Source organism: Rhodosalinus halophilus (assembly GCF_003298775.1).
GTDB lineage: Bacteria > Pseudomonadota > Alphaproteobacteria > Rhodobacterales > Rhodobacteraceae > Rhodosalinus > Rhodosalinus halophilus.
Genome location: NZ_QNTQ01000005.1, coordinates 116,717 through 134,714 on the forward strand (window position 1 = coordinate 116,717; position 17,998 = coordinate 134,714).

21 protein-coding genes are annotated in these 17,998 nt (G+C 70.5%); 10 read left to right on the forward strand and 11 right to left on the reverse strand.

Features of this window, described 5'->3' with window-relative positions:
• Positions 1-48: 48 nt before the first annotated feature.
• Complete coding sequence (locus DRV85_RS05775; protein WP_113288499.1) at positions 49-1,308, forward strand: glycosyltransferase family 4 protein; 1,260 nt, start codon at positions 49-51, stop codon at positions 1,306-1,308.
• 31 nt (positions 1,309-1,339) lie between these two features.
• Here the strand turns inward: DRV85_RS05775 and DRV85_RS05780 are convergent, their stop codons facing one another.
• Entirely contained in the window at positions 1,340-1,840 is a 501-nt protein-coding gene (locus DRV85_RS05780) for a DUF3576 domain-containing protein (protein ID WP_113288500.1), read from the reverse strand.
• A 273-nt stretch (positions 1,841-2,113) separates the two neighbouring features.
• On the opposite strand from DRV85_RS05780, the gene DRV85_RS05785 reads away from it, so the two are divergent.
• Together DRV85_RS05785 and DRV85_RS05790 are read left to right on the forward strand one after the other, a co-directional pair.
• Entirely contained in the window at positions 2,114-3,016 is a 903-nt protein-coding gene (locus DRV85_RS05785; protein ID WP_158540108.1) for a porin, read from the forward strand.
• Positions 3,017-3,117: 101 nt separating this feature from the next.
• Positions 3,118-3,768 carry a YggS family pyridoxal phosphate-dependent enzyme gene (locus tag DRV85_RS05790; protein ID WP_113288502.1) on the forward strand — a complete coding sequence of 217 codons (651 nt, stop codon included), beginning with the start codon at positions 3,118-3,120 and terminating at the stop codon, positions 3,766-3,768.
• Positions 3,769-3,834: 66 nt separating this feature from the next.
• On the opposite strand, the gene DRV85_RS05795 is transcribed toward DRV85_RS05790, so the two are convergent.
• A complete protein-coding gene (locus tag DRV85_RS05795; protein WP_113288503.1) occupies positions 3,835-4,329 on the reverse strand; it encodes a L,D-transpeptidase family protein in 495 nt (164 codons plus the stop codon).
• Entirely contained in the window at positions 4,326-5,417 is a 1,092-nt protein-coding gene (gene ribA, locus DRV85_RS05800) for a GTP cyclohydrolase II (RefSeq protein WP_113288504.1), read from the reverse strand. Before ribA ends, DRV85_RS05795 begins: the two co-directional genes overlap by 4 nt.
• 155 nt (positions 5,418-5,572) lie before the next feature.
• Here ribA and DRV85_RS05805 point away from each other — a divergent pair, with 155 nt between their 5' ends.
• Positions 5,573-6,259 (forward strand): response regulator transcription factor, encoded by a 687-nt coding sequence (locus tag DRV85_RS05805; protein WP_113288505.1) that lies wholly within the window; start codon positions 5,573-5,575, stop codon positions 6,257-6,259.
• Between the two features lie 162 nt (positions 6,260-6,421).
• Here the strand turns inward: DRV85_RS05805 and DRV85_RS05810 are convergent, their stop codons facing one another.
• The gene (locus DRV85_RS05810) at positions 6,422-6,940 is read right to left on the reverse strand and encodes a hypothetical protein (protein ID WP_113288506.1); all 519 of its coding nucleotides are present in this window, start codon (positions 6,938-6,940) and stop codon (positions 6,422-6,424) included.
• 156 nt (positions 6,941-7,096) lie between these two features.
• Here DRV85_RS05810 and DRV85_RS05815 point away from each other — a divergent pair, with 156 nt between their 5' ends.
• The 3 genes from DRV85_RS05815 to lpxK are packed head-to-tail and all read left to right on the forward strand — an operon-like array spanning position 7,097 to position 9,589.
• Positions 7,097-7,342, forward strand: coding sequence for a DUF4170 domain-containing protein (locus DRV85_RS05815; RefSeq protein WP_113288507.1), 246 nt, complete (start codon positions 7,097-7,099; stop codon positions 7,340-7,342).
• Complete coding sequence (locus tag DRV85_RS19365) at positions 7,339-8,562, forward strand: 3-deoxy-D-manno-octulosonic acid transferase (RefSeq protein WP_113288508.1); 1,224 nt, start codon at positions 7,339-7,341, stop codon at positions 8,560-8,562. The genes DRV85_RS05815 and DRV85_RS19365 overlap by 4 nt, the downstream gene beginning before the upstream one ends.
• 19 nt (positions 8,563-8,581) lie before the next feature.
• Entirely contained in the window at positions 8,582-9,589 is a 1,008-nt protein-coding gene (gene lpxK / locus DRV85_RS05825) for a tetraacyldisaccharide 4'-kinase (RefSeq protein WP_113288509.1), read from the forward strand.
• 18 nt (positions 9,590-9,607) lie between these two features.
• Here the strand turns inward: lpxK and DRV85_RS05830 are convergent, their stop codons facing one another.
• From DRV85_RS05830 to DRV85_RS05840, 3 genes are read right to left on the reverse strand one after another with little or no spacing between them, the layout of a single operon-like run.
• Positions 9,608-10,720 carry a CaiB/BaiF CoA transferase family protein gene (locus DRV85_RS05830; protein ID WP_113288510.1) on the reverse strand — a complete coding sequence of 371 codons (1,113 nt, stop codon included), beginning with the start codon at positions 10,718-10,720 and terminating at the stop codon, positions 9,608-9,610.
• Positions 10,717-11,352 (reverse strand): DsbA family protein, encoded by a 636-nt coding sequence (locus DRV85_RS05835; RefSeq protein ID WP_113288511.1) that lies wholly within the window; start codon positions 11,350-11,352, stop codon positions 10,717-10,719. The genes DRV85_RS05830 and DRV85_RS05835 overlap by 4 nt, the downstream gene beginning before the upstream one ends.
• 15 nt (positions 11,353-11,367) lie before the next feature.
• The gene (locus DRV85_RS05840) at positions 11,368-11,886 is read right to left on the reverse strand and encodes a DUF721 domain-containing protein (protein WP_233495410.1); all 519 of its coding nucleotides are present in this window, start codon (positions 11,884-11,886) and stop codon (positions 11,368-11,370) included.
• Positions 11,887-11,969: 83 nt separating this feature from the next.
• On the opposite strand from DRV85_RS05840, the gene DRV85_RS05845 reads away from it, so the two are divergent.
• From DRV85_RS05845 to DRV85_RS05855, 3 genes are all read left to right on the forward strand, one after another.
• The gene (locus DRV85_RS05845) at positions 11,970-13,022 is read left to right on the forward strand and encodes an A/G-specific adenine glycosylase (RefSeq protein ID WP_233495411.1); all 1,053 of its coding nucleotides are present in this window, start codon (positions 11,970-11,972) and stop codon (positions 13,020-13,022) included.
• A gap of 62 nt (positions 13,023-13,084) precedes the next feature.
• Entirely contained in the window at positions 13,085-14,233 is a 1,149-nt protein-coding gene (locus DRV85_RS05850; protein WP_233495412.1) for an alkane 1-monooxygenase, read from the forward strand.
• A gap of 77 nt (positions 14,234-14,310) precedes the next feature.
• On the forward strand, positions 14,311-14,811 hold the full coding sequence (locus DRV85_RS05855; RefSeq protein WP_113288513.1) for a hypothetical protein: 501 nt from the start codon (positions 14,311-14,313) through the stop codon (positions 14,809-14,811).
• A 4-nt stretch (positions 14,812-14,815) separates the two neighbouring features.
• Here the strand turns inward: DRV85_RS05855 and DRV85_RS05860 are convergent, their stop codons facing one another.
• The 4 genes from DRV85_RS05860 to DRV85_RS05875 all read right to left on the reverse strand — a co-directional run bounded on the left by DRV85_RS05860 (position 14,816) and on the right by DRV85_RS05875 (position 17,974).
• Positions 14,816-15,457 carry an NAD(P)-dependent oxidoreductase gene (locus DRV85_RS05860; protein WP_113288514.1) on the reverse strand — a complete coding sequence of 214 codons (642 nt, stop codon included), beginning with the start codon at positions 15,455-15,457 and terminating at the stop codon, positions 14,816-14,818.
• Positions 15,458-15,590: 133 nt separating this feature from the next.
• Positions 15,591-16,694: a site-specific DNA-methyltransferase gene (locus DRV85_RS05865; RefSeq protein WP_113288660.1), complete on the reverse strand. Its 1,104-nt coding sequence runs from the start codon at positions 16,692-16,694 to the stop codon at positions 15,591-15,593.
• 98 nt (positions 16,695-16,792) lie between these two features.
• The gene (locus DRV85_RS05870) at positions 16,793-17,425 is read right to left on the reverse strand and encodes a ribonuclease HII (protein WP_113288515.1); all 633 of its coding nucleotides are present in this window, start codon (positions 17,423-17,425) and stop codon (positions 16,793-16,795) included.
• Between the two features lie 90 nt (positions 17,426-17,515).
• A complete protein-coding gene (locus DRV85_RS05875) occupies positions 17,516-17,974 on the reverse strand; it encodes a hypothetical protein (RefSeq protein WP_113288516.1) in 459 nt (152 codons plus the stop codon).
• Positions 17,975-17,998: the final 24 nt, after the last annotated feature.

The window sequence follows — 17,998 nt, forward strand, 5'->3', positions numbered from 1 at the left end:
CGGGCGGCGCTATGCCGTGGTCAGGGCAAGCGGGCACGGTGCAGGCGCATGGACATCCTAGTTATTCATCAGAACTTTCCCGGGCAGTACAAGCATCTGGCCCCGGCCCTCGCCGCGCGCGGCGACCGGGTGGTGGCGCTGACGCTCAAGGTCAAGGAGCCGACGACCTGGCACGGGGTGCGCGTGCTGCCCTACAAGCTGCACCGCAGCAACGGCCAGAACCTGCACCCCTGGCTCGTGGATTTCGAGACCAAGCTGATCCGCGCCGACGCCTGCCATGCCGCGGCGACGGAACTGCGCGAGTCCGGCTTCATGCCCGACGTGATCCTCGCGCATCCGGGCTGGGGCGAGAGCCTCTTTCTCAAGGATGTCTGGCCCGAGGCGCGGCTGGGCCTCTACTGCGAGCTCTATCACGAGGCCGACTGGCCGCATGTCGGCTTCGACCCCGAGTTCCCCGGCAACGAAGGGCCGCGCGAGCCGCTGCGCCTGCGGCTGAAGAACCTCAACAACCGCCTGCATTTCGAGACAGGCGACGCGGGCATCAGCCCGACCCGGTTCCAGGCGGACACCTTCCCCGAGGTTTTCCGTGACCGCATCACCGTGATCCACGACGGCATCGACACCGCGGCAGTGACGCCCGACGCCGACGCAAGGCTCGAGCTCGAGGGCGGAGGCACGCTCACCCGCGACGACGAGGTCGTCACCTTCATCAACCGCAACCTCGAACCCTATCGCGGCTATCACGTGTTCATGCGCGCGCTGCCGGAGATCCTGCGCCGCCGGCCCGAGGCACAGGTCGTCATGCTGGGCGGGGACGACGTGAGCTACGGCGCGCGTCCGCCGAAGGGACAGAGCTGGAAGCAGATCTTCATCGACGAGGTGCGCAGTCAGATCCCGGACGCGGACTGGGCGCGCGTGCATTTCCTCGGCCGGGTGCCCTACGAGCGGTTTCTCTCGCTGATCCGGGTGAGCCGCGCCCATGTCTATCTCACCTATCCCTTCGTGCTGAGCTGGTCGCTTCTCGAAGCGATGAGCGCCGGCGCGGCGATTCTCGCGAGCGACACGGCCCCGGTCCGCGAGGTGATCACGGACGGCGAGACCGGCCTGCTGACCGATTTCTTCGACCGGGCCGCGCTGGTCGAGCGGCTCGACCACCTGCTGGAGGATGCGGAGCTGCGCGCGCGCCTCGGCGCGGCGGCGCGCGACCATGTCGTGCAGCACTACGACCTGCAGCGCATCTGCCTGCCCGCGCAGCTGGAGTGGGTGGACGGCGTCGCGAAGCTCGCGCCGCGCGCGCCACGGGTCTGACGTCTTTGATCTTGCCGCGGCCTGCGGCGCCTCAGAAGCGGCTGTCGCGCTCGCGCAGCTGCCGCGCCCGCGCGAGGATCGCGTCCTCCACCGCGCGTTGGGTCGCGGCGCTGACCGGTCCCGACCGCGTCTGCAGGGCGACCTTGAGCGAGCGGGCGTCGAGCGCCGGGTCGGAAATGTAGACCGTCGCGCGGTAGGCCGGTCCGCCGCCCGGCGGCGGGCCGTAGCCGGTCGTGATCACGCCGGTGAAGGGATCCACCGTCTGCACCGGCAGAAAGCTCAGCACCTCAAGCGCGCCGTTCCAGATGTACTTGTTGACCGCGACGACGTTCTCGTTGCGCTGCGGGCGGAAGATGTCCCAAATCGTCGATCGGTTGGGGCCGGTGTAATCGGGATGCCCCTCGGGGAGGTCGGGCGGCGGCGAGGCCGTGCCGCCCGTCCTGTCCGCAGGCGCCTCGCGCGGCCCGCAAGAGGCGAGCGCGGCCACGGCCGCACCGGCGAGAAGCATCGTCACTGCGCGCGAAAGCGTCATCCCTGCCCCGTCCATGACATCGCCAAACACCTACCCAAGGCACCGATGCTCGGCAAGGACTTTCACCCGGCGCCGCGGCCGACGGCCGGTGCGCGCAGGCCGGGGTTGCAGGGCCTCCGGGCATGTGTGGCAATGGTGCACCATCCGCGGCCGCTTTGCCGCGATCCCGGCCCCTTCGCTTGCAAAGAGGCCCGGAAAAGAGCGAAAGACCCGTCATACCCAAGTCGGATTCCCCGGCCTGGGGCGCATGACGACAAAGTCGAGGGAAAAACGATGAAAAAAGTTCTCTTCGCGACGACTGCGCTGGTTGCCTCCGCCGGGATGGCCGCCGCAGACGTCAGCTTCGGCGGCTACGGCCGCTTCGGTATCCTGTACGTCGAGAACGCCGCTCAGGAGACCCGCATCGAGAGCCGCTTCCGCCTCAACATCGACGCCACCGCGACCGCGGACAACGGCCTCGAGTTCAGCGCGCGGGTCCGCATGCAGGCCGACGACACCGGCGGCGGCGGCGCGACCACCGCTGGCCTGAACGGCGCCCGCTTCGGCGTCGCCTACGAGGGCCTCTCGGTGCAGGTCGGCAACATCGCCGGCGTCTACGACAGCCAGGCCGGTCAGTACGACCAGTCGCTCGGCCTCTCGGGCCTGGGCTGGCACAACCACGTCGCCAACTCGGCGGTGAACGGCTACTTCGCGTTCGACACCTACGCGTCGACGGGTGCCGGCCGCAACGGCGTGCGCCTCGCCTACGCGATGGGCGACTTCTCGATGATCGCCTCCTACTCGGATCTCGGCGGCCTCGAGCGCACCTCGCTGGGCGGCAGCTACTCGTTCAACGACTGGGCCGTGCACCTCGGCTGGCAGGACTCCAGCATCGACACCGAGGACAAGATCAGCCTCATCGTGCAGGGTGATCTCGGCCCGGCGTCCGTGACCTTCAAGGCGGCCGACAACGACGGCGAGCAGAAGTTCGTCATCGGCGGCGACTTCGAGGCCGGCGCGGCGACCACCATCTCGGCCTACTATGCCAACGACGAGGAAGTCGGCGGCGTGGGCGGCGACTCCTACGGCGTCGGCTTCGTGCACGACCTCGGCGGCGGCACCTCGATCCGCGGCGGTGTCGTGGATCAGTGGAACGATGTCATCACCGCCGACCTCGGTCTGCAGTTCAACTTCTGATCCCTGCCGGATCGGAGGAGACAGGGGGCGGGCCCGCGGGCCCGCCCCTTTCCTTTTCCGCGGCATGGTGGCATCTGCCGGGAAACGGCAGGAGGCATCCCATGTCGCTCGCAGAGATCCGCGACCGCATCGGACAGGCAGAGGCGAAGGCCGGGCGCGCGCCCGGCTCGGTCACGCTGATCGCCGTGTCGAAGCAACAGCCCGAGGACCGGATCGAGGCGGTGCTGCGCGAAGGCCACCGCGTCTTCGGCGAGAACCGGGTGCAGGAGGCCGCCGGCCGCTGGCCCGCCCTGCGCGACCGCTACGAGGGGATCGAGCTGCATCTGATCGGCCCGCTGCAGACCAACAAGGCACGGCAGGCGATGGAACTCGTGCAGGCGATTCATTCGGTGGACCGGCCGAAGCTCGCCCGGACCCTCGCCCGGCTTGCGGACGAGCTCGGCCACTGCCCGGAGCTTTTCGTGCAGGTGAACACCGGCGAAGAGCCGCAGAAGGCGGGCGTGCTGCCGGGCGAGGCGGACGGCTTCGTGGCGGAGTGCCGCGACCTTGGCCTGCCCGTCGTCGGGCTGATGTGCATTCCGCCGCTCGACGAGGAACCCAGCCTGCACTTCGCGCTGCTCGCGAAGATCGCGGCGCGTAACGGGCTCGAGGGGCTGTCGATGGGCATGTCGGGCGATTTCGAGCAGGCGATCGCGCTGGGCGCGACGCATGTCCGAGTGGGCAGTGCGATCTTCGGCGAACGGCCGGGCTGAGCGCTCTTCGCGCCCTTGCGGGCGCTCATCGCGAGACGCGCGCGCCAGCGCGCACCGAGCGGCCCGTCAGGCCACGATCAGCCGCGTCGCGTAACCGATGCGCGGTGCGATCCGGCGCAGGTGCAGGGGGTGCAGCGCCACGCAGCCCGCCGTGGGAAACCCGGGCCGCCGCCAGGCATGAACGAAGATCGCCGAGCCCCGGCCCTTCTCCGCCCGCGGCCAGTTCCAGTCGGTGAGCAGCACCAGATCGTAAAGCGGTTCCGGCCGCCGCAATGCCTCATGGCTGAAGGCGTGCGGCGCGCGGACCATCATGTTGTAGTCCTCGTCCCGCGGATCGTCGGACCACAGGTCGCCCGGCCGGATCGGCACCGCCCAGGGCGCGGGTCGCGCCATCCTGTCGGGGCGGTAGAGCATGCCGACGATGCGATGCACACCCCGCGGCGTCGCGCCGTCGCCCTCGCGCTTGTCGCCGGCGAGTCCGCCCCGCCCGATGGCGCAGGGCCAGACCTGCCCCAGAAAGCGCAGCCCGCGCGGCGTCAGCACCATGTCCTTCGGCGTCACAACAGATGCCCCGACTTCGCCGCCTTGGTGGCGAGATAGCCCGCGTTCTCCGCCGTGCGCCCGATCTTCAGCGGCACCCGTTCGACGACGCGCAGCCCCTGTTCCTCCATCATACGGATCTTCGCGGGATTGTTGGTCATCAGCCGCACCTCGGAAAAGCCCATCCGCCGCAGGATGTCCGACCCGATGCGGAAGTCGCGCTCGTCATCCTCGAATCCCAGTCGGTGATTCGCCTCGACCGTGTCGAAGCCCTGATCCTGCAGCGAATAGGCCCGCAACTTGTTGGCCAGCCCGATGCCACGCCCCTCCTGATTGAGATAGAGCAGCACCCCCGTCCCCTCGGCGCCCATCTGCGCGAGCGCGCCGCGCAGTTGCGGGCCGCAGTCGCACTTGAGGCTGCCCAGCACGTCGCCCGTGAAACAGGCCGAATGCAGCCGCGCGAGTACGGGCGCGTCGCGGCGCGGCTGGCCGACCTCGAAGGCGTAGTGCTCTTCACCGCCGTCGGCGGGCCGGAAGACGTGCAGCCGCCCCGCGCCCGCCGCCTCGACCGGCACGCGCGCCTGAGCCACGGGCGCGAGCGGGCTCGCCGCGGCGAGCAGCGGGGCGGCGAGCGCGGCGGGCAGCAGTGTGAGGCGATGCGCGCGCGCGAAGGCGGGGCCGTCGTCGAGTTCGGTCACGACCGCCGCGGGCAGCAGATGCGCCGTCTTGACCAGATCGAGCGCGGCGCGGTGCAGCTCGGCGCCACCGCCGCGCGCGGTCTGCAGGGGGCCTTTCATCGGGTGGGTGAGATCATCCGCCGGATCGGCCACCGCGCGCACCCAGCGCAGGTCCGCGTCCCCTGGCAGATGCACCCGTGCGAGATCGCCGTCGTAGACGCGCGCCTTCAGGGTCGCCGCCCGCCGCGCCGTGATCGCCAGCACGGTCTCCCCCGGCATCGCGCGCGCCGCCTCGAGCCGGGCGGCGGCCAGCGTCTCGGCCGCCATCACCAGAACGCTCGCCCCGGCACCGGTGAGCACCACGCCCACGCCCATGCGCAGGTCGGCTCGCGCGCGGGCGAGAAGTTCGGGCAGATCGGGGGCGAAGCTCATGACGCTCCTTTAGAGCCGTGATCCGACGGATGTAAGGCCCCGCGCGCGTGAAACAATTCCGCGTTTCGTAACACATGGCCGTGAAAGACTTGCAGCAAACCTTGCCGCAGGGCGCGCCGCCCCGCATCTGAGCCCGAAACAGGAGGGAGACGCAGATGCCGCAGCTGAGAAACATCCTGCTGGTGGACGACGACGACGACCTGCGCGAGGCGCTGTCGGAACAACTCGTCATGACCGAGGATTTCGAAGTCTTCGAAGCCGCCACCGGCGGCGAGGCGATGGACCGCGTCAGGAACCAGATCTTCGACCTCGTCATCCTCGACGTCGGCCTGCCCGATACCGACGGGCGCGAGATCTGCCGGCTGATGCGGAAACAGGGCGTGAAGTGCCCCATCCTCATGCTCACCGGCCACGACAGCGACGCGGACACGATCCTCGGCCTCGACGCCGGCGCCAACGATTACGTCACCAAACCCTTCAAGTTCCCGGTGCTGCTGGCGCGGATCCGCGCCCAGCTGCGTCAGCACGAACAGTCGGAGGACGCGGTCTTCGCGCTCGGGCCCTATACCTTCAAGCCGGCGATGAAGATGCTGGTGACCGAGGACGACCGCAAGATCCGGCTGACCGAGAAGGAAACCAACATCCTCAAGTTCCTCTACCGCTCGCCCGAGGGCATCGTCCCGCGCGACGTGCTGCTGCACGAGGTCTGGGGCTACAATGCCGGCGTCACGACTCACACGCTGGAGACGCATATCTACCGCCTCCGCCAGAAGATCGAGCCGGACCCGTCGAACGCCCGGCTGCTCGTCACGGAATCGGGCGGCTACCGCCTGGTGAGTTGATGGGGGAAAGCGCGCGCGAAAAGACGCGCGCAACTTGCGCCAGATCAAAGCCGAAAATCGCGCGAATCATTATTCACGAAGACTAACGGATCCCGCGCATGTCCGGGTCACGACATGCACCTCCCTGTTGGACCTGGCCGGGCTTGTCAGCCCGGCCTTTTTTCATTCGCCCTGCCTGTCGCGGTAGACCGTCGCCTGGAACTCCGCATCGACCGTGCGGAAATCCTCGGCTGCGGTGCCCTCCGCTGCCTCGATGGTCAGGCGGCCGACGACACTGCCCGCGACGGCGAGCGCGTCCCCGGTCCGTTGCGCTTCCACGAGCGAGAGGAAGGTGTTTTTCGCGACGGAGCGCCACGTCGCGTCCCGCCGGGGCATCCTGACCATCGGGGCGCGCGCCTCCAGCGCATCGGGCTCGCCCTCGGCGCGCAAGCGGATGACGATCGCGCCTTCGGCCTGTTCCGCCTCGCGCGTGGGGAAAGCCGCCAGCTGCACCTCGTAGCCGTCCGGACCCTCGCGCCAGTAGCTGCGTGGCAGATCCCCGCCGCCCGGCCGGACGAACCAGCGGGCATCTTCGAGCTGCAAGGTGCCTTCCACCGTGCCGGCGGCCTGCTGCGACGCGGCGGGAAACGCGGCGGTCGCGGCCAGGGCGATTCCGAGGGTTGGACCCAGGATGCGACGCATGGGAAACCTCCGATGGCTTGGGGGCGGACCGAGTCCGCTTTCGCCGCGCTAAACGCAGCAGCCTCCCCTGGCGTTCCGCGCCACGACGCGCGCCCTTGCATCGGCGGGGCGCGTCACTAGGCTCGACGCCGAAAACACAGACAACGGAGCGCCCAGATGGCACAGCGGCTTCACCTCGTCTTCGGCGGCGAGCTGGAAAGCCCGAGCGGCACGAAGTTCCGCGACGTGGACGACATCCACATCGTCGGCATCTTCCCCGACTACAAGAGCGCCTATGACGCCTGGAAGGCCGAGGCGCAGCGCACGGTGGACAACGCCCACATGCGCTACTTCATCGCGCATCTGCACCGCCTGCGGGACGAAGAGGCGCCGGCCTCGGCGACAGAGGAGCTCGAAGGCTGAGCGCGCGAAGTCGACTCTCCGCCCTCCTCGGGCGTCCGGCGCGCTCGGGCGACGATACGGTCGCCGCGACGCGGACCCCGCAGCGCCCGCAGGGCGAGCTCGTCTGGATCCACGTCACCGGCACGGCGCGCCGCTCGCCGCTTCTGCGGCTCGGACAGCGACTGGCCGAGCTGCGCTCGGGCCTCGCGCTTCTCTACACCTCGGGCCCGGACGTCGCCCCGCCGCCGCGCCTGCGCGGCGATGCGATCTGGCAGCCACTGCCGGCCGACACCGCGGCCGGCGCGCAAGGATTCCTGGACCACTGGGCGCCCGACTGCTGCCTCTGGAGCGGCGGGGCACCACGCGATGATCTGCTCCATGCCGCGGCCGAGAAGGACGTGCCGCTCTTTCTGGTCGATGCGGCCGAGGAGGATCTCGAGCGGCGCGGGATGTCGTGGCTGCCGGTATTGCGGCGAGAGACGCTCGCCCGCTTCGACGCCGCGCTCGCGCGCGACGCCGCCGCCGCGCAGCGCTTGCGGCGGTTGGGCATGCCGGCCGAGAGCATCTCCGTGACCGGCGTCCTGCAGGAGGGCAGCGGGCCGCTGCCTTGCGACGAGGACGACCTCGAGCGTTTCTCGACCATCCTGGCCGGACGTCCCGTCTGGCTCGCCGCGATGACGCAGCCTGGAGAGGTTCCCCTCGTGCTGCAGGCGCACCGCGCGGCGCTCAGAATGGCGCACCGTCTGCTCCTGATCCTCGTTCCGAACCACCCCGTCGAAGGCGATACCGCAGCGGCGGCGCTGGAGGCTGCGGAATTGCGCTTCGCGCGGTGGTCCGAGCGCCAGATCCCCGACGACGCGACCCAGGTGCTGCTGGCGGACACGCGCGGAGAGATGGGACTCTGGTATCGGCTGGCGCCCGTGACCTTCGTGGCGAGTTCGATCGAACCGGGGCACGGCGGCCGCGACCCCTACGAGGCGGCCGCGCTGGGCTCGGCCGTGATTTATGGACCGAACGTGAGTCACCATCTCGACGCCTATTCGCGCCTGGTCACGGCCGGCGCGGCGCGGATGGTGACGGACGCTGCGAGCCTCTCGTCAGCCGTCACGAATCTGACCGCACCGGACAGGGCCGCGGCGATGGCCGAGGCGGCCTGGTCGATCGTCTCGGCAGGGGCGGAGGTCACCGACCGCATTACCGATCTCGTGCTCGACACGCTTGACCTCGGGCAGGCGGCATGAGCCGGCGGGACCGCTTCTGATGCGCGCGCCGGAGTTCTGGTTCACCGATCCGGCGCGGCCCGACTGGCGGGCCCGGGCGCTGGCGCCGCTGGGCTGGCTCGCCGCGCAGGCCACGGCCCGCCGGGTGGCGCGGCCGCCTGAGGCGCGCCTGCCCGTGCCGGTGATCTGCATCGGCAACATCAACGCCGGCGGCACCGGCAAGACCCCCACGGTCATGGCGCTCATGCAGCGGCTGTCGGACCGCGGCATCGAGGCGCACGTCGTCTCGCGCGGCTACGGGGGGCGCCTCGAGGGGCCGGTTCGGGTGGACCCGCGACGGCACGGCGCCGCCGACACGGGCGACGAGCCGTTGCTCGCGGCGGCCTTCGGCCCTGTCTGGGTCGCGCGCGATCGCGCCGCGGGCGCGCGCGCGGCCGCCGAGGCCGGGGCGCAGGCGATCCTGCTCGACGACGGCTTCCAGAACCCCGCGCTGGCGAAGGATCTGTCGCTCGTCGTCGTGGATGCCGCGCAGGGCTTCGGCAACGGGCGCTGCCTGCCCGCAGGCCCCCTGCGCGAGCCTGTGGCCGCCGGCCTCGCCCGCGCGGATCTTCTGCTGTCCATCGGACCCGAGGCGGCGCAGTCCGAGTTCGCCCGGCTATGGGGGCCGGGAATCACCGTTCCGCATCTGACAGGCCGGCTGGCGCCGCTGCCCACGGGCATGGAATGGCCGGGACTGCGGGCGATCGCCTTCGCCGGTATCGGCCACCCGGCCAAGTTCTTCGCCACGCTGCGCGACATGGGCGCCACGCTCGTCGCGACGCACGCGCTGGAGGATCACCAGCCGCTCACCGCGGCGCTCATGGCGCGGCTGTCGCGCGAGGCACGGGCCCAGGGCGCCCGTCTGGTGACGACCGAGAAGGACGCCGTCCGCCTGCCGGCGGAGTTCCGGATGGAGGTGCTCACCCTGCCGGTGCGGCTGACCCTGGACGACTGGGGGCCGCTGGACGCGGAACTCGACCGGCTCCTGCCCTCGGGCGCCGAACGCTGACGGCAGGGCGCTGCGCCTTCAGCCGTCCTCGCCCAGCCGTGGCGAGGGCCGCTCCAGCCTGAGTTCGGCGTCGGAGAAGCGGAAGGGCGAGCGCACGCCCGGCACCCCGTCCAGCGTGACCTGCATCCCGCGCGCCTGCACCTGCGGATCGGCGAAGACCTCGGCCATGTCGTTGATCGGCCCGGCCGGCACGCCCTCGGCCTCGCAGGCCGCCAGAAGATCGGCCTTGGCCCAGCTCCTGGTGGCCGCCGAGAGCGCCTCGAAGAGCGATGCGCGCCGCGTCACGCGGTCCGCGTTGGTCGCGTAGTCGGGCGCCTCGGCGAGCGCCTCGAGCCGCAGCAGCCCGCAGAGCCGGCGATACTGCGCGTCGTTGCCGGTGGCGATGATGATGTGCCCGTCGGCGCAGGGAAAGACCTCGTAGGGCGAGAGATTCGGATGCACGTTGCCGGTGCGTCCGGGCGGCGTGCCGGTGGCAAGGTAGTTCATCGCCTGGTTCGCGGTGACCGACACGGCGGTGTCGAGAAGCGCCATGTCGATCATCTGCCCGCGCCCCGTCGTCTGGCGCTGATGCAGCGCGGCGAGGATGGCGACGGCGGAATAGACCCCGGTGAAGAGATCGGTCACCGCCACGCCCGCGCGCAGCGGCGGGCCGTCCGGCGCGCCGGTGATCGACATCAGCCCCGACATGCCCTGAATGATGTAGTCGTAGCCCGCCCGGTGGGCGTAGGGACCGTCCTGCCCGAAGCCGGTGATGGCGCACCAGATCAGCCGCGGGTGCTCGGGCGCGAGGCTCGCGTAGTCCAGCCCGTATTTCGCGAGCCCGCCGACCTTGAAGTTCTCGATGACCACGTCGGCCTCCGCGATCAGCCCGCGCACGGTCTCGCGGCCCGCCTCGGTGCGGAAATCGGCGACGACGCTCGCCTTTCCCCGGTTCGTGGCGTGGAAATAGGCGGCCTCGCGCGCGCCCTCGCGCTCGATGAAGGGCGGCCCCCAGCGGCGGGTGTCGTCGCCCTCGGGGCTTTCGACCTTGACGACCTCGGCGCCCAGATCCGCCAGCACCTGCCCGGCCCAGGGACCGGCCAGGATCCGCGCGAGTTCGACGACCCGGACGCCCGCGAGGGGCGCGCTCATTCCTCGCCCAGCTTCTCGTCGAGAATCTCCGAGAAGTCGGCGTAGCTCATGTTCGAATAGGTCTCGCCGTCGATCACGAAGCTCGGCGTAGCCTGAATACCGTGCTCGGTGGCGTTCTCCTGATACCACGCGACGAGCGCGCGCAGCTTGTCGGCGTCCGACAGGCAGGCCTCGACCTGCTCCTCGCCCAGCCCCGCGAGCCGGCCGATCCGGCGCAGCTCGTCGGCGACGGCCACGTCGCTGCCCGCGCGCGACCAGGAGCTCTGAGCGTCATAGATCAGTTCCGTGATGCCGAAGAAGCGCTCTTCGCCGCCGCAGCGGGCGAGCATCGAGGCCCACATCCCGTATTTGTCGAAATAGACCTCGCGGTAGATGAAATGCACCTTGCCGGTATCGACGTAGTCCTCCTTGAGGCGGGGCAGGACGTTCTCGTGGAAGGTCGCGCAATGCGGACAGGTGTAGGAAGCGTATTCGATCACCTCGACCGGCGCCTCCGGGTCGCCCATCGTCATCTCGGTGACCTCGGCCGCTTCGGCCGCCTGCGCGGCGACGGGCGCGGGCGCCAGCGGCGCCCATCCCGTTCCGGCGAGCAGGGCGGCGGCGAGCGCGGCGGTCAGGAGCTTGCGGGTCATTCTTGTCCTCTCTGTTCAGCGGGTGGAGGGGCCGGAGGCGCGCGACAGCACGGCGCGGCCCAGATCCTCGAGCGCGGCGCGCAGGTGATCGTCCTGCACGGGCGCGGCGAGTTCGGCAGCACGCGCGCAGCGCGCCGGGTCGGGCCGGGGCTCCGGCGCCGCCTCGGGCGGCGCGAAGGCCGCCTGGGCCTCGGCGAAGCCGGTGGCCGAGGTCTGCGTGATCTTCAACCGGGCCACGGCATTGTAGCCGTATGCGGCGTTGATCCGGTCGCGCAGCCGCTCCTTCTGCATTTCGACGAGCGGCGCGTTCGCGCCCGTGGTCAGAAGCGTCAGGGTCGCGCCGAAGCCCGGGCCGGAATGGCTGACCTTGACGGGGCGCGCGAGGCGCGCGATCTCGGCGCCTGCGATCTCGTCCCAATGGGTGAGCACCCGCGTGACCGCGAAGCCGCGGCCCTCCGCAGCCTTGCGGATCTGGGGCTGCAGGATGCTCGCGGCGCGGGCGAAGCCGCGCCCTCTCGCGGGCTTCTGGGTCAAGCTTGGCCTCCTCCGGGTCGGGTCTATTCTAGTGGACGGCATCGCGGGCACCAGCCCGTATCGCAGAAAGGAGCGCGCGGCGCATGTCAACCCTGCGTGAACCGGCGGCGGAGCTGCTGGCCTGGTATGACCGGCACGGGCGCGAGCTGCCCTGGCGGGTGGGGCCTGCGGCGCGGGCGCGCGGCGCGCGTCCTGACCCCTATCACGTCTGGCTGAGCGAAGTGATGCTGCAACAGACGACCGCCGCCGCGGTGCGCGGCTATTTCCACCGCTTCACCACGCTCTGGCCCACGGTGGAAGCGCTCGCCGCGGCCGAGGACGGCCGCGTGATGGGCGAGTGGGCCGGGCTGGGCTACTACGCCCGCGCCCGAAACCTTCTGAAATGCGCGCGCGTGATCGCCGAGGAGCATGGCGGGCGCTTCCCCGAGACCGCCGAAGAGTTGCGCCGCCTGCCCGGCATCGGCCCCTACACCGCCGCCGCGATCGCGGCCATCGCCTTCGACCGCCCCGAGACGGTGGTGGACGGCAACGTGGAGCGGGTGATGGCGCGGCTCCACGACATTCGCACCCCGCTTCCCGCGGCGAAGCCCGAGCTGACCGCGCGCGCCGCCGAGATGACGCCGCGCGCGCGGCCCGGATGCTACGCGCAGGCCGTGATGGACCTGGGCGCCACGATCTGCACGCCGAAGCGGCCCGCCTGCGGCCTGTGCCCATGGCGCGAGGGCTGCCGGGGCCGGCTTGCGGGCACCGCGCCGGAGCTACCCGCCAAGACGCCGAAGAAGCCCAAGCCGGTGCGCCACGGGATCGCCTATCTCGCACGGCGGGTGGATGGCGCGTGGCTGCTCGAGCGTCGGCCCGGAAGCGGGCTGCTGGGCGGGATGCTGGGCTGGCCCGGCTCCGACTGGGTCGAGGGTGCGCCGGAGCCCGCGCCGCCCATCCGCGCCGAATGGCATCCCGTCGAGGCCGAGGTGCGCCACACCTTCACCCATTTCCACCTGCGTCTGGCGCTGGTCACGGCGCTGGTTCCGATGGACCGAACGCCCGCGCGCGGCGTCTTCGTGGAACCGGCCGAGTTCCGCCCTTCGGACCTGCCCACGGTAATGCGCAAGGCCTTCGACCTCGTCCGCGAGCGCTGACGCGTCGCATGGCATCGCGCCGGCGCCCGGTGTATTCTCCGCGCAAAACGAGAGGCCGGGCGATGCAGGAGCTCTACATCATTCCCGCACGCGAGGTGGCGCGCTGGTGGCGCGCGGCGCCCTTCTGGATGTCGCTGGGGCTGATCCCCCTGGCGTGGGTCGGCGCGGTCTGGGGCGGCTGGACCGTTCTGTTGTTGCCGCTCGTGACCTGGTATCTCTTCGCCGCCATCGACATGGCCCTGGGGCTCGACACCGGCAACGCCGACCCCGAGACGCCCGAGAGCCATCTTTTCTGGTACACCGCCGTCACCCGGATCTGGCCCGCGCTGCAGTTCGCGACGCTCTTCGGACTGATCTGGTATGTCCCGCGCGCCGATCATCTCGGCGCGCTCGAGACCGTGGTGCTCTTCTTCGGCGTCGGCGTGATTACGGGCACGATCGGCATCAACTACTCGCACGAGCTGATGCACCAGCGGAACAAGTGGGAGCGGTGGCTGGCTGACATCCTGCTGGCCATGGTGCTCTACGCGCACTTCCGCTCCGAACATCTGCTGGTGCATCACCGCTACGTGGGCACCCCCCGCGACCCGGTCACGGCGCGCTACAACGAGGGATTCCACCGCTTCTTCCCCCGCGTGCTGCGGCAGAGCCTCGTCTCGGCCTTCCGGGCGGAGAAGCAGATGCTCGCGCGCAAGGGCAAGCCGTGGCGGGCGGCAGAGAACCCGTTCTGGCGCTACTGGACATTGCAGGGCGCGATGCTGGCGCTCGCGGTCGCGCTCGCCGGCTGGGCCGGCCTCGCGCTCTTCGTCTGGCAGGCCTTCATCGCGGTCTGGCAACTCGAACTCGTCAACTATGTCGAGCATTACGGGCTGACGCGGAAGCACCTGGGCGAGGGCAAATACGAGCGAGTCAAGCCGCGGCACAGCTGGAACGCAGCACACAGGGCCTCGAACTGGCTGCTCATCAACCTGCAGCGCCATTCGGACCACCACTACAAACCCGACCGCCGTTTTCCCCTGCTGCAGACCTATGACGAGGACGAGGCGCCGCAGTTGCCCTACGGCTATCCGGTGATGACCATCGCCGCGATGATCCCGCCGCTGTGGAAGCGGATCATGAATCCGCGGGTGAAGGCCTGGCGCCGCGCCTACTATCCCGAGATCGAGGACTGGCGGCCCTACAACAAGGCCCTCAACCCGATGCCGCGGTGATCCGCGCCGCGGTGCGCGGTAACGCCCTGTTAACCTGACGATGCGACCTCTCCCTTCCGACCGGAAAGGAGACCGTCATGCGCCTCGCCCTCTCAGCCGCCGCGCTCGCGCTCGTCGCCGCCTGCGCGACGCCCGTCACGATCGAAGCCCCCTTCTCGCCGGAGGAGGTCGCCTATGTCTCGACCCGCGGGGCGGCCACCGTCGAGGGTCAGGCCTTTCTGCGCCAGATGGGCGGCGGCGTGGTGACCTGCGCGGGGGAGGAGGTATCGCTGATCCCGGCCGGCACCTACGCGACGGAGCTTTTCACCAAGATGTTCGGCAGTCCGCAGGGCGGGCGCATGAGCGCCCTTTCGCTGGTGGACCCGGGCGAGACGCCTGCCCGCTTCCGCGAGTTGCAACGGCGCGCGCAGTGCGACGCCGAGGGCGACTTCGCCTTCGCCGGCGTGGCGGACGGCCCCTACTACGTGATGACCCGGGTGGTCTGGACCGTCGGCGACAGCTTCATCCCCGAGGGCGGCTTTCTCGCGCGGCGGATCGAGGTCAGCGGCGGCCGGGACACGCGGGTGCTGCTGAACTGATGGCTCACCGCACCAGCACCGGCGCCTCGCGCAGGTAGCCGCCCGTCTGCGCCGCATCCAGCAGGAATTCGGCCACGTCGGCGCGCGAGATCATGCCGTTGCGCCATTCGGAGGGCTCCACCAGCACCTTGTAGCGGCTGGTGCGCGGCCCGTTGGTCAGGATGCCGGGGCGGGCGATGGTCCAATCCAGCGCGCTCGCCCGTATCGCCGCCTCCTGCCGCGTCTTGTCGTCATAGGCACGTCCCATGATCGCGCGGAACGGCAGCCGCTCCAGCGTCGAGATCGCGGCCTCGCTGTCACCCGCGCCGAAGCCCGTCACGGCCAGCAGGCGCCGCGGCCCCTGCGCCTCCATGAGCGGAACGAGCGCCTCGGTCGCGCGGGAAAACAGCGTGACGGGGCGATAGACGAAGCCCAGCCCCGGCGGCACGCCCAGCGCCAGGATCACCGCCTCCTGCCCGTCGAGCGCGCGGGCGAGGTCGGCCGGATCGGTAGCGTCGCCGGCAAAGCGGTCGAGCCGCTCGCCCTCGTCCGCCATCTGCTCGGCGCTGCGCGCCATCGCGCGGATGCGCAGGCCGCGGTCCAGCCCCTGCCGCACGACCTGCAGTCCGATCCCGCGGCTCGCCCCGATCACCAGAATGCGCTCCATCGCGCCCTCCTTTGCCCTCGGCGACAGATAGCGCGCGCGCGCAAAGGAAAAGGCCCCGGCACACGGCCGGGGCCAGGTGGTGCCCTCAGGCGGCGGGCGCAGGAGCGGTGTCTTGCGGGACCGCTCCCGTGACTCAGTTCGGTCGCTCGTCCATCTCGGCGCGCAACTGCTGGCGCAACACGTCGATCGGCACCGTCTTGCCGTCGCGGCGGAAGCACCAATAGGTCCAGCCGTTGCACGACGGCGCCCCCTCGAGCGCCGCGCCCACCTGGTGGATGGAGCCGTTCACCCCGTCGGCCACAAGCGTGCCGTCGGCCCGTACCTTCGCGGCCTTGCCGCTTACCGAGGTCAGCACCTCGCCGGGCCGCAGCATGCCGCGCTCGACGAGCTGGCCGAAGGGCACGCGCGGTGCCGCACGCTTCGACGTGCTCACCTCGAGCGCCGAGCGGTCGTAGGGCCGCACGCCCGCGAGCCGCTTCTCGGCCAATCGGATGTATCCGTCGTCCCGCTCGATGCCCAGATAGTCGCGCCCCAGCATCCGCGCGACCGCCCCGGTCGTGCCGGTGCCGAAGAACGGGTCGAGCACCAGGTCGCCCGGATCGGTGCAGCCCACGAGGACGCGATGCAGCAGCGCCTCGGGCTTCTGCGTCGGGTGCGCCTTCTCGCCCGCCGCGTCCTTCAGCCGCTCATGCCCCGTGCAGAGCGGGATCACCCAGTCCGAGCGCATCTGGATGCCCTCGTTGAGCGCCTTGAGCGCCTCGTAGTTGAAGGTGTAGCGCGCGCCCTCCGCGCGGCTCGCCCAGATCATCGTCTCATGCGCGTTGGTGAAGCGCTTGCCGCGGAAGTTCGGCATCGGGTTCGACTTGCGCCAGACCACGTCGTTGAGGATCCAGAAGCCGGTATCCTGCAGCGCCGCACCCACACGGAAGATGTTGTGATAGGAACCGATCACCCAGATCGCGCCGTCGGGCTTGAGCACCCGCCGCGCCTCTGCGAGCCAGGCCCGCGTGAAGGCGTCGTAGGCGGCGAAGCTGTCGAAACGGTCCCAGGCGTCGTCCACGGCGTCGACCCGGCTGTTGTCCGGCCGGTGCAGGTCACCGCGCAACTGGAGGTTGTAGGGCGGGTCGGCGAAGATCAGGTCGATGCTGGCATCGGGCAGGCCGGCCATCACCTCGATGCAGTCGCCGCGCAGGATTGCGTTCCGCGGGGCCGTCGCCCCGCGCGCCGTGTCTCTCATCGTCTCGTCTGCCTCTGTCCCGGCGCGGTTTTCCGCGCTCTTCGTTCGCGCCGCCAAAGATGCGCGAGCCGGCGAATCAGGTCAATTTCTTTTTCAAATCAGAGGCTTACGCTTTTCCCTTGATACAAGATATTGTGCACCGGCGCAAAGGACCTCCTATGGTGAGGGGTCACGCCCAGATCTTGCAGAGCGGCGATGTGGCTTTTTGAACCATACCCCTTGTTGGTCTCCCATCCGTAGCCGGGATACTGTTGCGCGAGTTCAACCATGATCGCATCGCGGGCCACCTTGGCGGCGATCGAGGCCGCGGCGATCGACAGCACGCGCCCGTCGCCGCCCACCACGGCCTCCGCCGCACAGGGCAGCGCCTGCGGCACGCGATTGCCGTCGATCAGCAGGTGGCAGGGCGGAACGGGCAGCGCCGCCACGGCGCGGCACATCGCGAGCTCCGTCGCGGCCAGGATGTTGAGCGCGTCGATCTCCTCGACGCTGGCATGGGCGACGGCCACCGTCGCACAGGCAGCCAGCTCTGCCGCGAGTGCCGCCCGGCGCTCGGCCGGGAGCAGCTTGGAGTCGTGGATGCCGTCCGGCACGCAGTCGAGATCGAGCACCACCGCCGCCGCCGTCACCGGACCGGCGAGCGGGCCGCGCCCGGCCTCGTCCACCCCGGCCACGAAGCGCGCGCCGCGCGCGACGGCCGCGCGTTCGAAACTGCAATCCGGCGAGTCCATCGCCGCGCATCAAACCCGCGACCACCGGCCGACGCAATGGGCGAAACGGCACGGACGGCCGATGGCGGCACCGAGCGCCCCGACGTCAGGTCAGTCCCGCGCCAGGCGAAAGCCGTTCCGCCGCAGGCAATGCCCTGCGTAAGCCTGCCGCGGCCCGCTTTGCGTGCGCACCCGGATCAGGCATTGCCGCGGCATCGCCGCCGGCTTGTGGACCCGGCTGTCCACGCAGGGGCGCAGAAAGACGCGCTGCACCCCGTCGCGCGTGCGCGTGACCCGCATGCATTCGACCGGCACGGTCCGGTGGCGGCCCAGGCGGGGCACACCGTCGCCACCACGGCGCGGATGATAGGCGTAGGGCAGGTGCCGGGCGCCATCGGCGCGATCATCCTCCCGCGCCTCCGACAGGGCCTTGCCGACGATGGCGAGGGCGGCGAGCCCGGCGAGCAGACGCGCGATGTCCTCGTCGCTCGCCGCGCGCACGGGCGTCGGGCCGAGCGCCGCGAGCGCCATGGCGAGCCCTGCCGCTGCCCCGAGTGCATTCCTGATCATGGGTCGTCTCCTTTCCCTTTGCGC